General features: G+C 53.6%; 15 protein-coding genes, 1 pseudogene and 1 riboswitch. Of the genes and pseudogenes, 11 read left to right on the top strand and 5 right to left on the bottom strand.

The genetic code is table 11. The features are described 5' to 3' along the window. Nucleotides 1-8: 8 nt before the first annotated feature. Complete coding sequence (locus F6R98_RS20550; RefSeq protein ID WP_153250675.1) at nt 9-3,146, bottom strand: EAL domain-containing protein; 3,138 nt, start codon at nt 3,144-3,146, stop codon at nt 9-11. Between the two features lie 207 nt (nt 3,147-3,353). Between F6R98_RS20550 and F6R98_RS20555 the strand changes: the two genes are divergently transcribed. Together F6R98_RS20555 and F6R98_RS20560 are read left to right on the top strand one after the other, a co-directional pair. Further along, complete coding sequence (locus F6R98_RS20555) at nt 3,354-3,968, top strand: LexA family protein (protein WP_153250676.1); 615 nt, start codon at nt 3,354-3,356, stop codon at nt 3,966-3,968. Next, nucleotides 3,965-5,254, top strand: a complete 1,290-nt coding sequence (locus tag F6R98_RS20560) for a Y-family DNA polymerase (protein ID WP_153250677.1) — start codon at nt 3,965-3,967, stop codon at nt 5,252-5,254. The genes F6R98_RS20555 and F6R98_RS20560 overlap by 4 nt, the downstream gene beginning before the upstream one ends. A gap of 235 nt (nt 5,255-5,489) precedes the next feature. On the opposite strand, the gene F6R98_RS20565 is transcribed toward F6R98_RS20560, so the two are convergent. Continuing rightward, nucleotides 5,490-7,769 (bottom strand): tetratricopeptide repeat protein, encoded by a 2,280-nt coding sequence (locus F6R98_RS20565; RefSeq protein ID WP_153250678.1) that lies wholly within the window; start codon nt 7,767-7,769, stop codon nt 5,490-5,492. A gap of 625 nt (nt 7,770-8,394) precedes the next feature. Between F6R98_RS20565 and metK the strand changes: the two genes are divergently transcribed. The 5 genes from metK to F6R98_RS20590 all read left to right on the top strand — a co-directional run bounded on the left by metK (nt 8,395) and on the right by F6R98_RS20590 (nt 14,229). Further along, entirely contained in the window at nt 8,395-9,555 is a 1,161-nt protein-coding gene (gene metK, locus F6R98_RS20570; protein ID WP_153250679.1) for a methionine adenosyltransferase, read from the top strand. Nucleotides 9,556-9,599: 44 nt separating this feature from the next. Continuing rightward, nucleotides 9,600-9,685: riboswitch (S-adenosyl-L-homocysteine riboswitch) on the top strand. A gap of 73 nt (nt 9,686-9,758) precedes the next feature. Beyond that, nucleotides 9,759-11,186: an adenosylhomocysteinase gene (ahcY, locus tag F6R98_RS20575; RefSeq protein ID WP_153250680.1), complete on the top strand. Its 1,428-nt coding sequence runs from the start codon at nt 9,759-9,761 to the stop codon at nt 11,184-11,186. Nucleotides 11,187-11,260: 74 nt separating this feature from the next. Then, nucleotides 11,261-12,127 carry a methylenetetrahydrofolate reductase [NAD(P)H] gene (gene metF / locus F6R98_RS20580; RefSeq protein ID WP_153250681.1) on the top strand — a complete coding sequence of 289 codons (867 nt, stop codon included), beginning with the start codon at nt 11,261-11,263 and terminating at the stop codon, nt 12,125-12,127. A gap of 14 nt (nt 12,128-12,141) precedes the next feature. Continuing rightward, nucleotides 12,142-13,497: an adenosylmethionine--8-amino-7-oxononanoate transaminase gene (locus F6R98_RS20585; protein WP_153250682.1), complete on the top strand. Its 1,356-nt coding sequence runs from the start codon at nt 12,142-12,144 to the stop codon at nt 13,495-13,497. 3 nt (nt 13,498-13,500) lie between these two features. Then, complete coding sequence (locus F6R98_RS20590) at nt 13,501-14,229, top strand: 16S rRNA (uracil(1498)-N(3))-methyltransferase (RefSeq protein WP_153250683.1); 729 nt, start codon at nt 13,501-13,503, stop codon at nt 14,227-14,229. A 430-nt stretch (nt 14,230-14,659) separates the two neighbouring features. Here F6R98_RS20590 and F6R98_RS20595 read toward each other — a convergent pair whose 3' ends face one another. Beyond that, nucleotides 14,660-15,028: a P-loop NTPase family protein gene (locus F6R98_RS20595; RefSeq protein WP_153250684.1), complete on the bottom strand. Its 369-nt coding sequence runs from the start codon at nt 15,026-15,028 to the stop codon at nt 14,660-14,662. 16 nt (nt 15,029-15,044) lie between these two features. Here F6R98_RS20595 and F6R98_RS20600 point away from each other — a divergent pair, with 16 nt between their 5' ends. Then, on the top strand, nt 15,045-15,326 hold the full coding sequence (locus F6R98_RS20600) for a hypothetical protein (protein WP_153250685.1): 282 nt from the start codon (nt 15,045-15,047) through the stop codon (nt 15,324-15,326). A 250-nt stretch (nt 15,327-15,576) separates the two neighbouring features. On the opposite strand, the gene F6R98_RS20605 is transcribed toward F6R98_RS20600, so the two are convergent. Both F6R98_RS20605 and F6R98_RS20610 read right to left on the bottom strand, forming a co-directional pair. Next, nucleotides 15,577-16,566, bottom strand: coding sequence for an ISAs1 family transposase (locus F6R98_RS20605; RefSeq protein WP_153250686.1), 990 nt, complete (start codon nt 16,564-16,566; stop codon nt 15,577-15,579). A 28-nt stretch (nt 16,567-16,594) separates the two neighbouring features. After that, nucleotides 16,595-16,804, bottom strand: a complete 210-nt coding sequence (locus F6R98_RS20610; protein WP_153250687.1) for a transposase — start codon at nt 16,802-16,804, stop codon at nt 16,595-16,597. A gap of 401 nt (nt 16,805-17,205) precedes the next feature. Here F6R98_RS20610 and F6R98_RS20615 point away from each other — a divergent pair, with 401 nt between their 5' ends. From F6R98_RS20615 to istB, 3 genes and pseudogenes are all read left to right on the top strand, one after another. After that, nucleotides 17,206-17,661, top strand: coding sequence for a hypothetical protein (locus tag F6R98_RS20615; protein ID WP_153250688.1), 456 nt, complete (start codon nt 17,206-17,208; stop codon nt 17,659-17,661). 423 nt (nt 17,662-18,084) lie between these two features. Beyond that, nucleotides 18,085-19,610, top strand: a pseudogene (istA, locus tag F6R98_RS20625) (IS21 family transposase). Then, on the top strand, nt 19,600-20,406 hold the full coding sequence (gene istB / locus F6R98_RS20630) for an IS21-like element helper ATPase IstB (protein ID WP_153249941.1): 807 nt from the start codon (nt 19,600-19,602) through the stop codon (nt 20,404-20,406). Before istA ends, istB begins: the two are co-directional and overlap by 11 nt. Nucleotides 20,407-20,545: the final 139 nt, after the last annotated feature.

The raw sequence follows: 20,545 nt of genomic DNA on the forward strand, positions 1-20,545 counted from the left end.
CAAACGTCTCACGATATCGGCGAGCTATCTCGGTAGTCCGGTTTTAGAAGAAGCGCTTCGAACTGGTCTATCGGTACAGGCTTGCCAAACAGATAGCCCTGGAAGTTGGTACAGCCGTTATCGAGCAGAAACTGTCTTTGCTCTACCGTCTCGACACCTTCGGCAATGACATTAATATTTAAACTTTGCGCCATGGCAATAATGGCGCGCACGATTTCCTTATCGCTGTTATCGGTGACGATATCGCGCACGAATGACTGATCTATTTTAAGTTGAAATATCGGCAGACGTTTAAGATATTGCAGGGACGAGTAGCCGGTGCCGAAGTCATCAAGCGAAAACTGAATTCCGATTTCGCTCAAGGATTTCATGGTGTCGATAGTGCTGTCAATATCGTCTATCAACATGCTCTCGGTCAACTCTAGCTTTAGCAGTGCCGGATTGATGTCATGGCGCAATATGGCATCCCGCACCTGGGCGGCAAATTCCGCCTGGTGATATTGTCTGGCGCTCACGTTCAGCGATAACACAAGGTCATGGGCCAGGGCGCTTTGCTGCCAGCTCTTGAGCTGGGCGCAAGTCGTTTCCACTACCCATTGGCCGATGGGTAGTATCAATCCGCTCTGTTCCGCAAGCGGGATGAATTGCGCGGGAGGAACCAGCCCTCGCCCAGGATGTATCCATCGAATCAACACTTCGGCCCCTACCGGCCGATTCGAACTGTCTACCTGAATCTGGTAGTACAACTGGAATTGCCGACGCTCGAGTGCGTGGTGTAACTCAGCTTTCAGCGTTGCACGCGCCATGATGCTGGCCTGCATTTCAGGGCTAAAGTATCTTATAGCGTTGCGTCCGGCTTTCTTGGCCTGATACATCGCGATGTCGGCCTGCTTTAACAGCTCATCGGCGGAAAATTCACTATCGCCGAAAAAAGCAACGCCGATACTGCAGCTGTTGTTATATTCGTGCTTATCGAGCTGGTAACGGCGGTTGATTCTGACCAGAATTTTCTCGGCAATGGCTTTTGCCAGCTGCTCCGCTTCGAGGGCCTGTTTGCCCAGGTCATTCAGAATTAACACGAACTCGTCTCCGCCATGGCGGGCAACGGTGTCACCATCTCTGACGCATGCGGCCAGCTGCGCAGCAATCTGTTGCAACAGCAAATCGCCCAGATCATGACCCAGGCTATCGTTCAGAAGCTTGAAGTTGTCGAGATCTATGAACAGCAGCGCGCCTATTGTTTCGTAGCGGGCGCTGTATGCGAAAGCCAGGCTGAGCCGGTCGAGAAGCAGCCGTCTGTTGGGCAGTCCCGTTAGAAAGTCGTAAAAACCCAATCGCGTGATCTGCTCTTCCGCCGTTTTGCTTCTGGTGATATCGAAAATGGTGCCGACATAATTGGTAATGGCGCCATCCGCGTCTTTCACTGCGGTGATGCTGAGGTGTTCAGGGTAGATTTCTCCATTTTTACGCCGGTTCCATATTTCACCCTGCCAACTGCCCGTATTGCTGACGCTATCCCAAATCATGTTATAAAAACCGGCATCCTGACGGCCCGATTGCAGAATACGCGGATTTTTGCCGATGACTTCGTCAGAGGTATAGCCGGTGATGCCGCTGAAGGCCTGATTTACCCGGATGATATTGGCGTCGGCATCGGTGATTATCATACCCTCCATCGATTCGAAAGCTGTGGCGGCTATTCTAAGTTGCTGCTCGGCAAGTTTGTGCTCGGTAATATTCTCTGTGGAGATAATGATGCCGCCCGTATTGCCATGTTCATCGGTCCAGGGAGATACCGACCAGCGTAGCCAATATTTACTGCCGTCTTCCCGTATCCAAAAGTCATCGTCACTCTTCAGGGTGGCTCCGGTCAGCCCCTGCTGATGGATTACCCTCCATTTGGACGCTGACTCAGGATGCAGCTCATAGTAGTTATGACCGATGAGAGTTTCGTGATCTTGACCGAACTCCATTAACCATCTATCGCTGACAGCCAGGTAATTCATGTGCTGATCGAACATGGCAATGCTGAGCGGCGCCTGTTTGATGAAGGTTTGCATGTTCTGGCGGGATTTTAGCAGAGCGGCTTCGAATTTCTTGTACTCGTCTATATCGGTGCAAGTGCCAAACCATTTGCAAATCTGTCTGTTTTCGTCAAAAACCGGCACGCCGCGGATCAGCCACCAGCGAAAAATGCCGTCGGCTCCACGCAGCCGGCATTCGTTATTATAAGAAGCAATATTGTTTACTGCGTGCTGCCATGCATCCCAGGCGTGTTGCCGGTCGTCGGGATGAAAAGGCTTGGTCCAGTTATGGCCGTAGCTTTCATCCAATGAAAGGCCGGTATAATCCACCCATTGATGGTTGATATAAATTACCCAGCCGTCAGGCCGGGTGATCCAAACGATTTGCGGCATGGCTTCGGCCAGCAAGCGAAACTCCTTTTCGCTGTGAACAACCGCTTGCTCGGCCTTTTTGCGGGCAGTAATGTTCTCGAACACTGCGACAAACTCATCGGGCCGGGGACGGTAGACGGAAACCGAAAACCAGATATCCAGCGCTGCCAGATAGGTTTCAAACTGCGCCGCTTCGCCGGTCCGCGCAACTCGTCCGTAAATCTCGATCAACTCGGGATTGTCGCGCCTGATACCGGGGATGAGCGTGCTGACTTTCTTGCCAATGACATTCCGTAGGCCGGTCAATCGCTCGAAAGCAGGGTTGACGTTGAGGTATTCGAAGTCCGTGGCAAAACCGCTGATGTAAATCATGCGGCAATGGGCATAGCCGTTGAGCATATTTCCGAACAAAATCTGAAATTGCGCCGTTGTTTTACGGTTATTGATGCCCTTGCACAGACTGAACAGTATGCCCATCGCGATGAAACCGGCTATGGTGTATTGCGACGAGCGATTTCCGGTGGGAAGTGCAACCAGGGAAGGAGTAAAGAAAAAATTAACCAGCAAAACAGATAGCGCCGTTGCCGCCAGCCCGGCGTAAAGACCGGCCAGTTCGGCGGCAAAAAAGACCGCAGGATAGAATAAAAACAGGACCAGCGGCTGGATATGCGTCCATAGCAGCGATTGAGCCGCCAGTGCCAGCAAAGGCAGCAGGATTGCGAGCACGAATGGCGTTAGTTTTTTGTTCATTAAACAGATACCGGGCTGGATGTACGGCAAGTGCTATTGTAGTCTATCCGCAACTGCTCAACCCGTTTGATAAGAGCCAAGGCTGGGAATAGCATCTATTCCATATTATAAATACCCGGTCTGTATGTATAGCTACAGTGATATAGGGAATCAGGCAAGGCGCCTCTAATTACTGTACACTAATTAGAAGATAACGCGGAGCATGCCATGAAAGATTCCATACCACGACAAAGAAGCCCTGGGGCAGGCCGTAAACCGGGCGCGGGGCCTTTTGGTGAAGCTACGACCGCGGTGCGTGTGCCTAACAGTCAGCTTGACCGGGTACGCGGATTTCTGGAGCAGAGCAAGCGCGCCGCCAGCTCTTGTTCAGTTGTCCGAATCAGCGCCGAATTCGGAAAAATCGGGCGCGCGGCTGAAAGGCCGGCGCTGCTCCCTTTGCCTCTGTTTCTCAACCGCATATCGGCGGGCTTCCCTTCACCGGCAGACGATTATGTGGAAGATCGTATAGACCTGAATGAGCAGTTGATCCGTAATAAGGCGGCTACGTTTTTTCTGCGCGTCCAGGGCGAATCCATGACCGGCGCCGGCATAAACCCCGGCGATACGCTGATAGTGGATCGCTCGCTTGCGCCGGCCAGCGGAACCGTAGTGATCGCGGTGCTGGACGGCGAATTGACGGTGAAACGGTTGTGGTTTGATCAGAGCGGCGTCGTCGAGCTGCGGGCGGAAAATCCCCGGTTCCCACCCATCCCTGTAGGGGAGTATCAACAGCTGGAAATTTGGGGCGTAGTGACCAGCGTTATACACAAGCTGCTGCCATGACCCGTGTCATTGCGTTGGTGGACGTCAATAATTTTTATGTTTCCTGCGAGCGGGTTTTCAACCCGAAACTTGCCGGCAAGCCGGTGGTGGTGTTATCCAATAACGACGGCATTTGCATTGCCCGTTCCGAGGAAGTTAAGGCGCTCGGCGTCAGGATGGGCGCGCCCTGGTTTCAAATTCAGGATCTGGCCCGGCGTCACGGCGTTGTGGCGCTGTCGAGCAATTACACGCTGTATGCCGATTTGTCGAACCGGATTATGGCAACGCTTGCAGAGTTCAGTCCTCAACAGGAAGTCTATTCCATAGACGAGTGTTTTCTCGACCTGGCCGGCATGCATCAAGGCGAAGTCAACACATACGGATTATCCATGCGCGCCCGTGCCCGGCGCTGGGTCGGGTTGCCGGTATGCGTCGGTATGGGACAGACCAAAACGCTGGCCAAGTTCGCCAATCATGTCGCCAAAAAACAGCCCCGATTCGGCGGCGTATTTCATTACGGACAGCTTTCTCCGCACGAACAAAAGCAATTAATGTCCGCAGTGGATGTAGGCGTAGTGTGGGGTGTCGGCCGGCGTATTGCCGAGCGCCTGAAACGGCGCGGCATACACAGCGTGCAGGAATTACGGGATGCCGATCCCAAGTCAATGCGTAAGGGATTTGGCGTGGTGCTGGAGCGTATCATACTGGAGTTGCAGGGGGAGCAGTGTCTCGAGCTGGAAGATATCATTCCGCCGAAGCAGCAAATCATGTGTTCCCGCACTTTCGGTCAATTGGCGACCGGCCTGCCGGAGCTGAGCGAAGCGGCGACGGCCTATACGAGCCGCGCTGCTGAAAAACTGCGCTCCCAGGGGGCTGTGGCAGGCGCGGTGCAGATTTATGTCCGCACAAATCCGTTCCAGGATCGAGAGCCGCAATACCAGGCCGCGCTGACGGTCGCGCTGACCGCCCCGACCGACGACACAATGCGATTGGTAAAAGCCGCGCTGCATGCATTGCAGAAAATCTACCGTCCCGGCCATCGCTACCAGAAAGTAGGCGTTATATTGCTGGAGCTTGACACACCGCGCAGCAGGCAAATGCAGCTCTTCGATGATCCTGAGCCGGCCGGCATAAATAGGCGCAAAGCCTTGATGAGTACGCTGGACTCCATCAACCGGCAAATGGGCCGGGGGACTTTGCGTCTGGCGGCAGAAGGATACGAACAGCGATGGAAGGTGAAATCTGCAATCAAATCGCCGCGTTACACCACCTGTTGGGATGAGCTGGCCGTAGCCAGCGCCCGGTGATTGCTTGAATAATCGGGTTGTTCGTTCCCGATGCGTACACAGCCAGCCTTAAAAGCAAATCTAAACCTGAATCCGTGGTCGATTTTCGGAATATTCATGGAATTCATATGGATGCGCCGCTTTTTGCTTCACCCAAAATGAACGTTAATTTCTTTTAAAATCATACTGTTGATTCTAACTACCACGGATTCAGGCTAAAGAGATAGGTAATGGCAGCTGAATAGATACAAGGCTCTTATCCATAAGTAAATCCCTTCGCCACCAGCGCATCGTTTATGGCCTGTTCGAAAGCCCGCACCACGCTCACATCATTGTCAGCGCGCGGAGCGGCGTTCATTAATGCTCGACGACGCGCTGTACGCGCCACAGGATCACGGCATTCCCCCGCGAGCCGCATCGCAATATCCAGGTATTCCTTTGTAGAGGCGGCTATGGTGTCTGTCATGCCTGTCTGGCGCAACAATCCGGCGGCCAGTCTCTGGCGCATGAATTGGCCTTCAAGGGTAATAATAGGGAGTCCACGGTGTATAGCCTGCCATGCCGTGGTGTATCCTGAAAATGCCGGACAATCGAGATAGACATCGCAGAGATCCAGCAAGCCATAAAATCTTGCTCTGGATAGCCAGGGTATAGCCAGTAAGCGCAGGCCAGGGTCCAGCCCTTGTGTGCGGAACGCATTGCCGATCCGCACAAGCAACCGGTCCGTAGCCCAGGCATAATTGGGATGCTGAAGAAGAATGAAGGTGCTCCCGCTTATGGCGGAGGCAATATCGCTCAAAAGAGCGTCATCTGCAGGATCGAATTTGTATGGCATTTGTGCGATCAGGAACACCGGACCGCTAAGACTGGTCAGGTACTCGGATAATTGAGGAAGCTGTTCCGCCGCTATTTCGATGGGCGTCGTGCAGCAGCCGGTGCCGGGCAAGCGTATAAGATGCTCGCGGTAGTGGGCGTCTGCGTCAGGTGGTTCCAGTAGTTCGCCTGAGAAAAAAACATCGATTTCCGGCAACCCGGTGGTAATGGGATGGCCCCAGCCCGCTATCTGTAGCGGCGCAAGCCGAAAACAGGCTAACTTCGACGCGAGCGGTTCCATTCCGATTTCCGGGTAATAGATGACATCGGGCCGATCAGCGGCTAAAACATCGAGTAAGCCGCGCAGACCGGCAACGCTGTGGGCGTCACGCCAGGTATCGGCCGCTGCTCTGGCAAGAGCGGTTTGTTCGTCTTCATTGTTACCGGTGTGATACAGAAACACCTCGAAGCGTTCGCGGTCAAGATGCGCCAGCAGTCCGCGGATAAGGACGTCCCAGACCGAATGCCGGTAGAAATGGTGCGTGACGACTGCAAGGCGGATTCTGTCATGTTTTGCGCAGGGTAAGGCCGGTATTGGTTCGAGGCATGCCGTAAGCATATCGCCGTAACGGGACAGGCGTTCCTTGTGGTCGCCCGGCCGGTAGGCAAGATAAAAAGGCTGCTCGTTCTCATGCGCCGCGAAAGATTCGCGACAGAACGGATGACAGGCCAGCCATTCTGTCAGCGCTTGTAAAGCGCCGTCAAATTCCCTCGGAGCATTCGCGGCAGCGCCTGTATCCGCAGGAATCATCGGTAAAGTGTTCATTACCAGCGCGAGGCGGCATAGCGCATACTCCGGCTTGATCTCGAGAGCCCTCAGGTAGCAGGCCTCGGCCTCGTTTTGCCGGCCGAGCCCTTTCAGGGCGACGCCCAGATTGTAATGCGCATTCGCGCGGTCCTGTTTGAGCAATAGCACCTGGCGAAAACAGGATTCGGCTATATCGTAATGCTTCAACTCCTGAAACAGGATGCCGAGATTGTTGTGCGCCTCGGCAAAATCCGGTTTGAGCGCCAGCGCCTTACGGTAGCAGGCGGAGGCATCATCGTAACGCTTCAGTTCATGAAACAGGGTGCCGAGGTTGTAGTGCGCATCGGTTAGACCGGGGTTGAGCGCCAGCGCCCGACTATAGCAGGCTGCGGCATCATCATACTGTTTCAGTTCCTGAAACAGAGCGCCCAGGTTGTAATGCGCCTCGGTTAAATCGGGGTTAAGCGCGAGCGTGCGGCTATAGCAGGCGGCGGCCTCATCGTAACGCTTCGATATATAATGCAGATTGCCAAGATTATAGCATGCCTTGAAGTAGCCGGGTTTGAGCGCCAGAGCCTGGCGAAAACATGCTTCGGCTTCCTCGTAACGCATAAGCTCCATAAACAGATTGCCAAGGCTGTTGTGCGCTTCGGCAAAATCCGGCTTGATCATCAAAATGCGCAGAAAAAAAAGCGCGGCCTTGTCTCGTTGTTCTGATAAAACGGCACAGTCTGCGGCGTAACTCAGTAATTGAACATTGTCTGAATAATTGAGGCTCACGCCGCTCTCCAGCAAGGCAAGCGCTTCCCGATAACGTCCATCGGCATATAAAGACATTGCCTGCACGGGTAACGGCGGGGGAGGATCGGCGACTTGCGCTGGTAATGCTGAACTCGGTGGGGGCTTTTTGCTCATAAATATTGCGGCTCGAATTTATAGCCGTGATGGGGTCCCAATAATGGCGCACGGGCCGGATATGAAAGCTTGCCGTAGCCGCGGACAACGGATCTTTGGCGTAACTATCCAGGCACACCCGCGGGAAATGAAGCGAGGCGAGCCAGGTGAGACCTTCTGTACCCAAGGAGGGCTTTCTACGGTCTGCCCTGAACGTAGTCCGAAGGGGGTTGGACTCGCAACGCAGTTAAAATACCGACACGTTTCCGCGTGTCTCGACTGGCTTGCCTTATTTCCGGCCGCTTTGGTAATGACTCAATAATACTCGCTGAATAGTTACCTTTTGGCTTGCATTTATGCTGTTATAATAGACCATTATTTAGCTATTGCGCATGGTGGCTAAAAACCGCATGCAGCTCTTGTCAGAGCCAGGCTGAGCTTCATAGCAAGCCGTTAACCGCCTCTCTGCGGACCAGGCCCTGAATAAGACTGGAAAGACCAACCATGAAATATACCATGATGGAAAATCATTGGGGGAAGAAAGGGAGTGCAATCACGGCGCGCCCCGGCATATCTTAATCTCCCTGGTACACCATAGAAGGGTTTTGAGCGATTATCTCCCTTCCCTGATTTAAAGGAACTTAATGTGAGTAAGAATTTTATATTTACATCCGAATCCGTATCCGAAGGTCATCCCGACAAGATAGCGGATCAGGTATCGGACGCGGTATTGGATGCGTTGCTGGCGCAGGACCCCAAATCGCGCGTAGCGGTGGAAACCCTGGTCAAAACCGGAATGGTGGTGCTGGCAGGCGAAGTGACCACCAATGCCTGGGTAGATACCGAGGAGCTGGTACGCAACGTAGTGCGCGATATCGGTTACGACAAGCCGGAAATCGGCTTCGACTGGCAGAGCTGCGCGGTATTGAACGCAATCGGCAAACAGTCTCCCGACATCGCCATGGGTGTGGATGAAAGTAATGATCATGAACAGGGCGCGGGCGATCAGGGCCTGATGTTCGGCTACGCCAGCAATGAAACCGATGTGCTGATGCCGGCCCCGATTACTTACGCGCATCGTCTGGTGCAGCGGCAGGCTTATGTACGCAAGAACAATATCCTGCCATGGCTGCGTCCCGACGCCAAAAGCCAGGTTACCCTGCGTTATGAAGACAACAAACCGGTAGCGGTCGATGCGGTAGTGCTCTCTACCCAGCACTCGCCGGAAGTCAGTCAGGCGGATATACGCGAAGCGGTTATGGAAGAGATTATCCGCCATGTATTGCCCAAGGAATGGCTGCACAAGGAAACGCGCTACTTCATCAACCCGACCGGCCAGTTTATTATCGGCGGTCCCGTAGGCGACTGCGGATTGACCGGACGTAAAATCATCGTCGATACCTACGGCGGCATGGCGCGCCATGGCGGCGGCGCATTCTCCGGCAAGGACCCGTCGAAAGTAGATCGTTCCGCTGCCTATATGTGCCGCTATGTTGCGAAAAACGTGGTGGCTGCCGGATTGGCCGATCGTTGCGAGGTTCAGGTCTCCTACGCCATCGGCGTGGCCGAACCGACATCGGTTGCAGTAGAAACTTTCGGCACCGCGAAAATTGCCGAGGATCGCCTGTCGAAAATCATACGCGACACCTTTGATATGCGCCCGAAGGGCCTGATCAAAATGCTCGACCTGCTGCATCCGATTTATCGCCCGACCGCAGCATACGGACATTTCGGAAGAACGGAAAATACGTTCACCTGGGAAAAAACCGATAAGGCGGAAGCCTTGCGCGATGCGGCTGGTTTATAAGCTGTAGCGCGATACTCGAACACCGCCAGGTCCGGCGGACTGTGCTGGCTGAGGAGCGTTGCGACGGCCCGGATTTACGGAGCCCGCCAGGCTCAGCAAAGCACATGGGATTAAACGGCGCTCGGTTCGACTCTACCGGTTTCCGTCATCGTGACGGAGCAGGTATGGAACCGGTAGAGATGTATCAACTCTTGGGAGTAAACATGAACGCTGTAGTAAACACCTCTTTTAATGATTATGTCATCGCGGATATAAATCTCGCCGAATGGGGCAGAAAAGAAATCCGTATCGCGGAAACCGAAATGCCGGGGTTGATGGCCATACGCGAAGAATATGCAGCGGCCAAACCGCTGCAGGGCGTGCGTATATCCGGTTCGCTGCACATGACCATCCAGACCGCAGTACTGATAGAAACCCTGGTTGCGCTGGGCGCGGAAGTACGCTGGGCTTCATGCAACATCTTTTCCACCCAGGATCACGCCGCGGCGGCCATTGCAGCGGCAGGCATACCGGTATTCGCATACAAGGGAGAATCGCTGGAAGACTACTGGGATTACACCCATCGCATATTCGAATGGCCGGACGGCAAGCCTTCCAACATGATATTGGACGACGGCGGCGACGCCACCCTGCTGCTGCACCTCGGCGCCCGCGCCGAGAGCGATGCGTCGGTACTGGATGCGCCGGGCAGTGAAGAAGAGCGTGTATTGTTTGCCGCCATACGCAAAAGAATAGCCGATAACTCGGGCCAATACGCCGGGAAGCTGGCAGCTGTTAAAGGGGTTACCGAAGAAACGACGACCGGGGTGCATCGTCTATACCAGATGCACGCGCGCGGCGAGCTGAAGTTCCCGGCCATCAACGTAAACGATTCCGTGACCAAGTCGAAGTTCGACAACCTCTACGGTTGCCGTGAATCGCTGATCGACGGAATCAAGCGCGCCACGGATGTGATGATTGCGGGCAAGGTTGCCGTGGTTGCCGGTTATGGCGATGTCGGCAAGGGCTGCGCGCAAGCATTGCGCGCATTGTCCGCCCAGGTCTGGGTAACGGAAATCGATCCGATTTGCGCATTGCAGGCGGCTATGGAAGGCTACCGCGTGGTTACCCTCGAATACGCTGCGGACAAGGCCGACATTTTCGTGACCGCGACCGGTAATTACCATGTCATCACCCACGATCACATGGCGAAAATGAAGGACCAGGCGATCGTCTGTAATATCGGACATTTCGATAACGAAATTGACGTCGCTTCCATCGAAGGCTATGGCTGGGAAGAAATCAAACCGCAGGTTGATCATGTCATTTTCCCGGACGGCAAGCGTATTATTCTACTGGCCAAGGGACGCTTGGTGAACCTGGGCTGCGCGACCGGACATCCTTCCTATGTAATGAGTTCCTCATTCGCCAATCAGACCATCGCCCAGATCGAACTTTGGGGCGAGCATCGGAAAGGATCAGGAAAATACCCGGTGGGCGTATACACGCTGCCCAAGCATCTGGACGAAAAGGTGGCGCGCCTGCAGCTCAAAAAACTGAATGCGCAGTTGACCGAACTGAGCGAAACGCAGGCTGCCTATATCGGCGTGGACAAGGCCGGCCCGTATAAACCGGAGCATTACCGTTATTGATTTGACGCACTGACTATTCAGTCCCGCAGGGTACGCAGCAATGCGTACCCGCTTACAAAAAGTGACGAACAATCATGAATTCCCAACGAGCCTATCCAAAATCATTCAGTTTTGAACTGTTTCCGCCCAAGACCGAAGCCGCGGAGCTGGCGCTCAAAAACACAGTTGCACAACTCAGGCAAATCAACCCGTCCTATTGCTCGGTTACCTTTGGTGCCGGCGGGTCCACGCGTGAAAAAACCTTTGAAACGGTTGTAAGCATACAGGAGGGTATGGGGATCGCCTGCGCGCCTCACATATCCTGTATTGCCTCTACACGCAGCTACATCCGCGAAATGCTGGATGCTTACAGGGAGCAGGGCATCAAGCGCATAGTCGCATTACGCGGCGATATGCCTTCGGGCATGCTGACCACCGGAGAATTACGCTATGCCAACGAACTGGTGGAATTTATCCGGCAGGAAACCGGCAATGATTTTCACGTTGAAGTAGCAGGCTACCCGGAAGTGCATCCTCAGGCGGCAAATGCGGAAAAAGACCTGCTCAATTTCAAACGCAAGGTTGAAGCAGGAGCAGACAGCGCTATTACCCAGTATTTTTATAATGCCGAAGCCTACTTCCGTTTTATCGACGACTGCGAAAAGCAAAATATCAACATCCCCATCGTCCCCGGCATCATGCCGATTACCAACTATACCCAGTTGGCTCGGTTTTCGGAGCTATGCGGCGCCGATATCCCGCGCTGGATCAGAAAGCGACTGGAAGTGTTTGGCGATGACCGTGTCACGATCCGGACTTTCGGGATAGATGTTGTCAGCAAACTCTGCCGGCGGCTGTTGGAGCAAGGCGCGCCAGGACTTCATTTCTACACGCTCAATCAATCGGATGCGACGCTGGCTATTTGGCATAATCTTGGTTTGCACGGGAACAATCCGGCTTGACGGCACAAACCGGAATGGCTGATCAAAATCAGGCCTACGTCGACCGGGATCTCTCGGTGCTCTGGCACCCCTGCACCCAGATGAAGGATCACGAACAAGTGCCGATGATCCCGATACGGCACGGCCACGGCGTCTGGCTCGAAGATTATGCGGGCCGCCGTTATCTGGACGCCATCAGCTCCTGGTGGGTCAATTTGTTCGGTCACTCCAACCCCGTCATCAACGCCGCGCTGCATGAGCAGCTGGAACGACTGGAACACGTCATTCTGGCCGGCTTTACCCACGAACCGGCCATAAGCCTCGCAGAACGCCTGCTTAGTCTGACTCCAACCGGACTTGCACGCTGTTTCTACGCCGATAATGGTTCCTCGGCGATAGAGGTAGCGCTGAAAATGAGCTATCACTATTGGAAAAATCGCGGCGACACGCAAAAAACGCGTTTTATCACGCTGACCAACAGTTATCATGGTGAAACACTGGGCGCACTGGCGCTGGGCGATGTGGCTATATACAAGCAGACCTATGCGCCGTTGCTGATGGATGTGATATCGGTTCCATCCCCGGATTGTTATTATCGTGATGAGGGGGAATCCTGGCGCGACCACACGATCAAAAGGTTTGCCGACATGGAAGCCGCATTGACGCGCCATGCGGGAGAAATATGCGCGGTAATAATCGAACCGCTGGTGCAGTGCGCCGGATCCATGCGCATGTACGATCCGATTTATCTGAAACTGCTGCGTGTAGCCTGCGATCGCCATCATGTGCATCTGATAGCGGATGAAATAGCGGTGGGATTCGGACGCACCGGCACCCTGTTTGCGTGCGAGCAGGCAGATATCACCCCGGATATGCTGTGTCTTTCCAAGGGCTTGACTGGCGGTTATCTGCCGTTATCCGCCGTATTGACGCGCGAGGAAATTTACCAGGGTTTCTACGACGAATACACGACAGGCAAGGCGTTTCTGCACTCGCATAGCTACACCGGCAATGCGCTTGCCTGTACCGCCGCCCTGGCGACGCTCGACATCTTCGAAAAACAGCCTGTGCTTGAGCGCAACCGCGAACTGGCAGCTTATATGGGCTCAGCGGCGGCGCGCATGGCCGGACATCCGCATGTGGCCGAGATTCGCCAAACCGGCATGATATTAGCTTTGGAAATAGTGCAGGATAAACGACGCAGAACCGCTTATCCGTGGCAGCAGCGGCGTGGATTGCGCGTTTATAGACACGCACTCGAAAATGGCATGCTGTTGCGCCCGTTGGGCGATGTGGTTTACTTCATGCCGCCCTATGTGATTAACAGTGAAGAAATCGATTTGATGGTTGATGTAGCAGAGCAAGGCATCGATCTGGCGACTATGGATTAAAAAATGCGCATCTCACGATTTTACCTGCCGGTCAAGCTGACTGCCGGTTCGACGCTGACGCCGGATCAGGAGAGCGCGCACTATATGCACACGGTACTGCGTCTGCAAAAAGGCGCTCAGTTAAGCGTTTTCAATGGCGACGGGGAGGAATACACGGCAACCGTACTTGACGCAACCGGCGCTCGGTTCGCCATCCAATTGGGCGCAGTACCTACTTCGGTGGATCGAGAATCCGGTTTACATACACACTTGGGGCTGGGTATTTCGCGTGGCGAACGCATGGATCTGGCGATACAAAAAGCCGTGGAACTGGGCGCCAATATCATTACGCCATTGTTTACCGAACGCTGCGTGGTGCAACTCAACGCGGCGCGCAAGCAGCAGCGCTGGCAGCATTGGTTTAAAGTAATTCAAAGCGCCTGCGAACAATGTGGAAGAAATCGTATTCCTGAGCTGCGGCAGCCGCAAGAACTAGCCGAATGGATTCCAGGGCAGCAAGGCCTGCGCCTGTTACTGGATCCACTTAATGGAAAACGGCTGACAGAACTGTCTCCGGCAGCCGGCTTGGTCATATTATCGGGGCCGGAAGGCGGGTTTAGCGATAAAGAAAGAACGTTTGCATTACAGGCGGGATTCACCGGCTTGCGTCTGGGACCGCGCATACTCAGGACAGAAACCGCGGCGCTGGCGGCATTGGCGGCAGTACAAACCTTGTGGGGGGATTTGGGTTAGGAAAAGATTATGGTCCACGAAAGGCACGAAAAAAGGGTGGAAAAATGGTAACCATTCACCTTGTCGGCCTTGTACGAAGAAAAGCCGGCATTCCCTGCCGGAGCGACGCATTTATTATTCAACAAAATGCGCTGTAACCGTTCAGACACCCCTTGTCATTTTTTTCAATGTCGCTAAAGAATCCGTTCGTGGGCGTAGCGCCGCGAATGCGGCTGGAGAGCCTGTCGAACCATGAACGGATTAACTATCAACGCTATAGAATTTTCCACTCATCCTTCGACAAGTTCAGGACGAACGGAAAATTCTTAAAATCGTGGGGTGTCTGAGTGGGGTGTCTGAAAGGTTACAATGCGACAGTAGCGGAATTGCTTTTAATTTTTGTGCTTTTCGTGTCTTTCATGGACTTATATTTTTAAGAGCTTTTCCTGTTTCAGCGCTCAGTCAAATCCGATAACAGCGAAGACAGAAACCTTTTGAACAACCCCTGATTTCCGGCGCGCCTATTGCCGCTAAGCGTTTCGGCCAGTTTGAGTATGGAAAGCGTGACCGGCGATTTTGGCGCATATTCCGCAACCGGTATGCCGAGATTGGCCGCCGTACGCACATTTATGAAATCGTTGGGAAGCGATGTGACCGAGTCCAGTTCCAACGTGCGTTTAACATCGGCCAACTTGATCGCGTTATTGCTCTCGTAGCTGCCGCCAAAGAATACGGTGTTGATATCCAAGCGGATGCGGAAATCTACCCGGTAGCCGATGGTGTGAAGATTAAAGGCGGTTACATTGTGGCGCTCGCTCAATGGTCATGGCTACGCCGTGCCGCTCTCAGTGAAATACGGCGCACGCTACCATTTGAATATAGCAGGCGTTGCTTTGGAAGACTCAACCCAGATCGACGGCAAGTCTCAAGCCGTCATGGCCGTGCGGGGTACTCGCCGTCTGAAAAATGATATTGGAGAAGACCGGCTTATAAAGCCAGGAACCCCTTGTTACGCCATTGACCATTCTACCGTTTCAGCCAGCAGTGACCGTGGCGAATGTCCGCTTGTAGGCACTTATGCGGGAATGGTTAGGCGGCTGAATCCGCAGGACGAGTAAGCCGGCGGACAGGATCGCCGTCGAGTCGCCATGGGTGGGTACACGGGACGATTGATTGATCTACCGATACCTGACATCTACCGACACGCTTCCGCGTGTCTCGACAGTTTTATCTGCAGACCACCTGATGCAGGGCAATCGCGCTATGTTTTCTGTTCCCCAAAGATCAAGCGGGTACGGTAATCGTCGTTGAGCGATGCGCGAAGTTTACGACGGCGCAAGCTGTCTTTTGATGGCGCATTGTGGCGAATCACATTCGCCGAATCAACGCCAGATTCTCCGCCGAGTGATCCTTGCGCGCTCGGTTGGCATCCTCGCCGAATTGTACGTCCAGTACCCAATGCTGACCATTCTCGATTCCCCAATGTCCTCGTGTGATACCGGCAAAGCGTAATAAATCATTGAACGAACACAAGTAATAACGGCATTCCGTAGACGTTTTACCTCCGCACGTACGCGTTGACTCCACTCGTCCGACGGCTACCAGCCCCGCCCATTCCTGCTTTTGCTCCAACCAGTCAATATTCCCGCTCAGGCTGTAGCGCCGTATCTCAATTCGACCGTGATCTTTCTCTACCGTCTCATGCACGGGCAACGCCGCCTTCGTTGTTTCCGTCTCCAGCCATAATCGCACATCTTCGCAGAGCGTAGGATGCTTGTCCTTCAGTGCCAACACATAATCACCACCCGCTTCGGCAATCTGGCGGGCAATGTTTTTTTGACAACCCATTGCGTCTATTGTGACGACGGCCCCTTCCCACTCCAGCATGGATAACACATCGGGAATCGCATTGATTTCATTTGATTTGTTCGCCACCGCTTGTTGAGCCAACACCAGTCTTGCCTTGGCGGCATAGGCGCTCACCAAGTGAACTGCCTTGTCTCCTTCGCGACTTCCGCGCAATGTCTTGCCATCAAGGCAAATCTGCTCGCCCGACAAGCTCGGCAGCGCCACCTGAACCCAGCGCATAAAGGCATCGGCAAAGGCTTTCCTCTCAATCCGGCCCATCACGTCACTAATCGTATCATGCGAGGGAATGCCATTCGGCAGCTCCAGAAATCCGCGAAACCAGCTCTCCTTTTGCGTAGCGAATTCCTCCATGCCTACCCAATCCTCAATTCCACTCAGCACTGCGCACAGCACAATCATTAAAATGTCACTGAGTTTGTGGAGTTTGTTTCTGGTTTCACGGCGTGGATCGTTTAGTTCGGCAAAATACAGACGGGGATCTGGAAGCATTGGCGATTATTGGACAAAGATAAATATTTTATGTCATCGTTGTGTCAACCGGGTAGATAGCGCGATTGCCCTGCTTGCGTTCCGCCCGGACCCAGCGTCCCAGGGTACTTAATGATATGCCCAAATGATCGGCAGCCTGGTTCAGGCTGTAGCCTTTTTCAAGAACCAGCTTGGCGGCATCCTGCTTGAATTCCAGACTGTATTTGGGGCGCTTGTGTTTTGTCTCGTTTGTCTTCATGCTCACCTCTGCTGACAGTATAAATTCTGCCTTTGGAAGTGTCTGGGTTCACTAAACCATTACAATGCTCTACGGATATGCTAAAATTTCATCTGCAAATAGCGTGAGTCGGCGGCAGATGATTGCGAGCCTACGCGGATAAATTCAAGCTCATTTGCAATTAATCTGAGCCCAACCGGTTTTCATTTGCAGTTAATCTGGGCCAAAAATAGCGATAAATGCGAGCCCGACCGTTTTCAAACGCGAGCCCTTACACCTATCAATAGGGTCTTCATTCAGTGATAGTCCGTCTATCAAAACTCTAAAACGACTCTTGTGATAGGACTTTTGCGGATTCCACGTCCTCTCATACAAGCAGGGCCTATTGATATACGGACAAATTAACCAAATGAGGTTCCGTGATGAAAGTTAAAATATTCATTGTCATTTTATTTGTTTTATTGTCTGTCATCGCTTGCTCCGGCGGGCAGGAGGATGTTGATCGTATTGCACGTGTTATGCAAAAGAATCCTCCTGATGAATTTGAATCGGTAATGAATTTATTTATTGATTACGCCAGGAAAGGCGATCTTGATAAAATGATTTCTATGACAAGCGAGGTTACCATCCGGCAAGCCGGGACAGCGGAGCTGAACAGTGCCTATACTAGCGCCTATAAGTTTCTACAATCATGCATCAGTATAGATTATGGCAGCGACGTTTATTATATAGACAACCAAGCTTCTGGAACCGGGTCTGGCTGGAAGTTCGTCAAAACCTGCAACACCAGCGAAGAAAAAAAGGAAAAATTTCATATTACGCTTTTGAATGAGAATGACAGGATTGTTGTGACGTCAACCGGCCCGGAGCCTGAATAACAAGCTGACCGGGGTTCCATGAACAAACCGGCAGTTTTGAGAAGAAATAGCACAAGGAACACAATAGAGTCAGATACCGTCTTGTAAGTCAAGTCTGAGACTTGAATGATTGACATCAAACGGCTGCCCCGATTTGATTACCCCGTAAATGAGATGTGCCAGTTTGCGCATCACTGCTCCCACCACCGCCTTCGGCGCCAATCCTGTCGTACTCAGTCTATCTCCGAAAGCGCGTAGCACCGGATTGTGTCTGCGCGCCACCAGTCCAGGCATATACAGAGCGCGCCGCAAGTCTGCATGCCCGCTGCGGTGTTGTCGCTGACCGAAAACTGACCCATGTAGAGGTGGTTTGCTGATTCAAAAGTGACCCAGGTGTTCTACTTGCCCTGTCCAATTTTTGGGCAGGAGATAAAGGTGATCACTATGGAAATGATAGGCAAGATACGGCGGATGTATTTACGCGACAAAATGTCGCTGCATGCGATAGCAAAGCGCACGAGCTTATCGCGCAACACGATACGCAAATGGCTAAGGGCGGAAGAGAAAGCAGTACCGCCGAAATACCGCAGGATAAAGGCGGACTGCAAGCTCAGCGCGTTTCACCCCACACTGGAACAAGCCCTCAAAGCGGATTCCCATCGCCCCAAACAGAATCGGCGCACCGCCAAAAATCTGTTTGCACAAATCAGGACGGATGGTTACACGGGCGGTTACAGCCAGGTGACTGCGTTCATTCGCAACTGGCGTGCTGACTCAGGCAAGAAGCCCCACGCCTTTGTGCCGTTGAAATTTGAGTTTGGCGAAGCCTTCCAGTTTGACTGGAGCGAAGAAGGGTTGGTAATTGGAGGCATTTACCGGCGCATACAGGTATCGCACCTGAAGCTGTGCGCCAGTCGGGCATTCTGGCTGGTGGCGTATCCGGGCCAAGGGCACGAGATGCTGTTCGATGCCCATACGCGCTCCTTTGCGGCGCTGGGTGGCATTCCTCGCCGTGGCATTTACGACAACATGAAGACTGCCGTTGATCGCGTCAACAAAGGTAAGGGACGCGTGGTCAATGCGCGCTTTGCCGTGATGCGCGCGCACTACCTGTTCGATGCCGATTTCTGCAACGTGGCATCCGGCTGGGAGAAAGGCGTTGTCGAGAAGAACGTACAGGACAGTCGGCGGCGCATCTGGCTGGAAGCGCAGAACCAGCGGTTCGGTTCATTCGTCGAACTCAATGTGTGGCTGGGTGATCGCTGCCGGGCATTATGGGGCGAGTTGCACCATCCCGAGTACAAGGAGCTTAGCGTAGCCGACCTGCTGGAGCAGGAGCGCGCGCACATGATGCCCATGCCGGTTCAATTTGATGGGTATGTTGAAAATCCGGCTCGTGTATCGAGCACGTGCCTGATCAATGTACAGCGCAACCACTACTCCGTGCCATGCGAGCTGGCGGGAAAGATGGTCAGCGTCCGGCTCTATCCCAATCAAGTCATCGTTGTGTCGGACGACACACTTGTTGCCTGCCACGAGCGCCTGAGACAGAACGTGGACATGTTCGCTACGACTGGCAACACTACATCACGCTGATCGAACGCAAACCGGGAGCGCTGCGCAATGGCGCCCCGTTCGCAGACATGCCTGTACCACTCAGACAGCTCAGGCAGGGGCTGATGCGCGATCCGGGCGGAGATCGCTGCATGGCGCAGGTGCTGGCCGCCGTACCACGGGCGGGGCTTGAAGCCGTTATTGTTGCGGTGGAACTGGTCATCGAGTCCGGCGTGTTGAGTGTGGAACACGTCCTCAACGTACTGGGACGGCTGAATGCGCCGCCCCTTCCACCGAATGTGGAAACGAGTTTGCAGCTCAAGGATGTGCCGCTGGCCAATACCCGCCGATATGATGAGCTGAGGCATGACGCTGAAGCTCACCTCAATGCGGAGGAGATTGATCATGCGCTGTGATGTCACTGCTGAACTCAAGGATTTGCGGCTACATGGCATGGCCGGTGCATGGACAGACCTGATCGCACAAGGGTCTGCATCGACCGATTCGTCGAAATGGCTGATCGAACACCTGCTGCAAGCCGAAGCAACGGACCGGCACATGCGCTCAGTGAGAAACCAATTGAATGCGGCCAGGTTTCCGGTACATCGCGACCTGGCCAGATTCGACTTCGCCGCCTCCAAGGCTGATCGGCCGCTGGTAGAGCAATTGGCAACGCTATCATTCACCGAGACAGCGCAGAACGTGGTGCTTATCGGCGGGCCCGGGACAGGCAAGACGCATTTGGCGACCGCCATCGCGGTGTCGGGTATCACCACGCAGAGTAAGCGGGCGCGATTCCATTCGACGGTCGATCTGGTCAATGCACTCGAACGCGAGAAACAGGATGGCCGTGCCGGGCGAATCGCCGCATCGTTGATGCGCATGGATGTGCTCATACTCGACGAGCTTGGCTATCTGCCGTTCAGCCAAACGGGAGGAGCCTTGCTGTTTCACCTGCTCTCGAAACTGTATGAGCACACCAGTGTGATCATCACGACGAACCTGAGCTTCTCGGAATGGTCGGGTGTATTCGGTGATGCCAAGATGACGACGGCGTTGCTGGATCGGCTGACGCATCACTGCCACATTGTTGAAACCGGGAATGAGTCATACCGGTTTCAGCACAGCAGCATGGCCGCGAAGGCCCGCATCAAATCGAGAGAGCAAACACGAAGAGGAGGCAAAAACGCAGCAGTAGAAGAGCCGTTCTAACCAGGCACGCGCGGGGAGTTCACTACGGTCTCCAAACTTCGTGAACTTCCCGCGCATCTAAAAACTTCAAATCAACAATCTGGTAGACTTATCCACAGTTGCTGCAACACAAAACAGCAACAGGTCCTGGGTCAAAATT

This window comes from Candidatus Methylospira mobilis (assembly GCF_009498235.1).
Lineage (GTDB): Bacteria > Pseudomonadota > Gammaproteobacteria > Methylococcales > Methylococcaceae > Methylospira > Methylospira mobilis.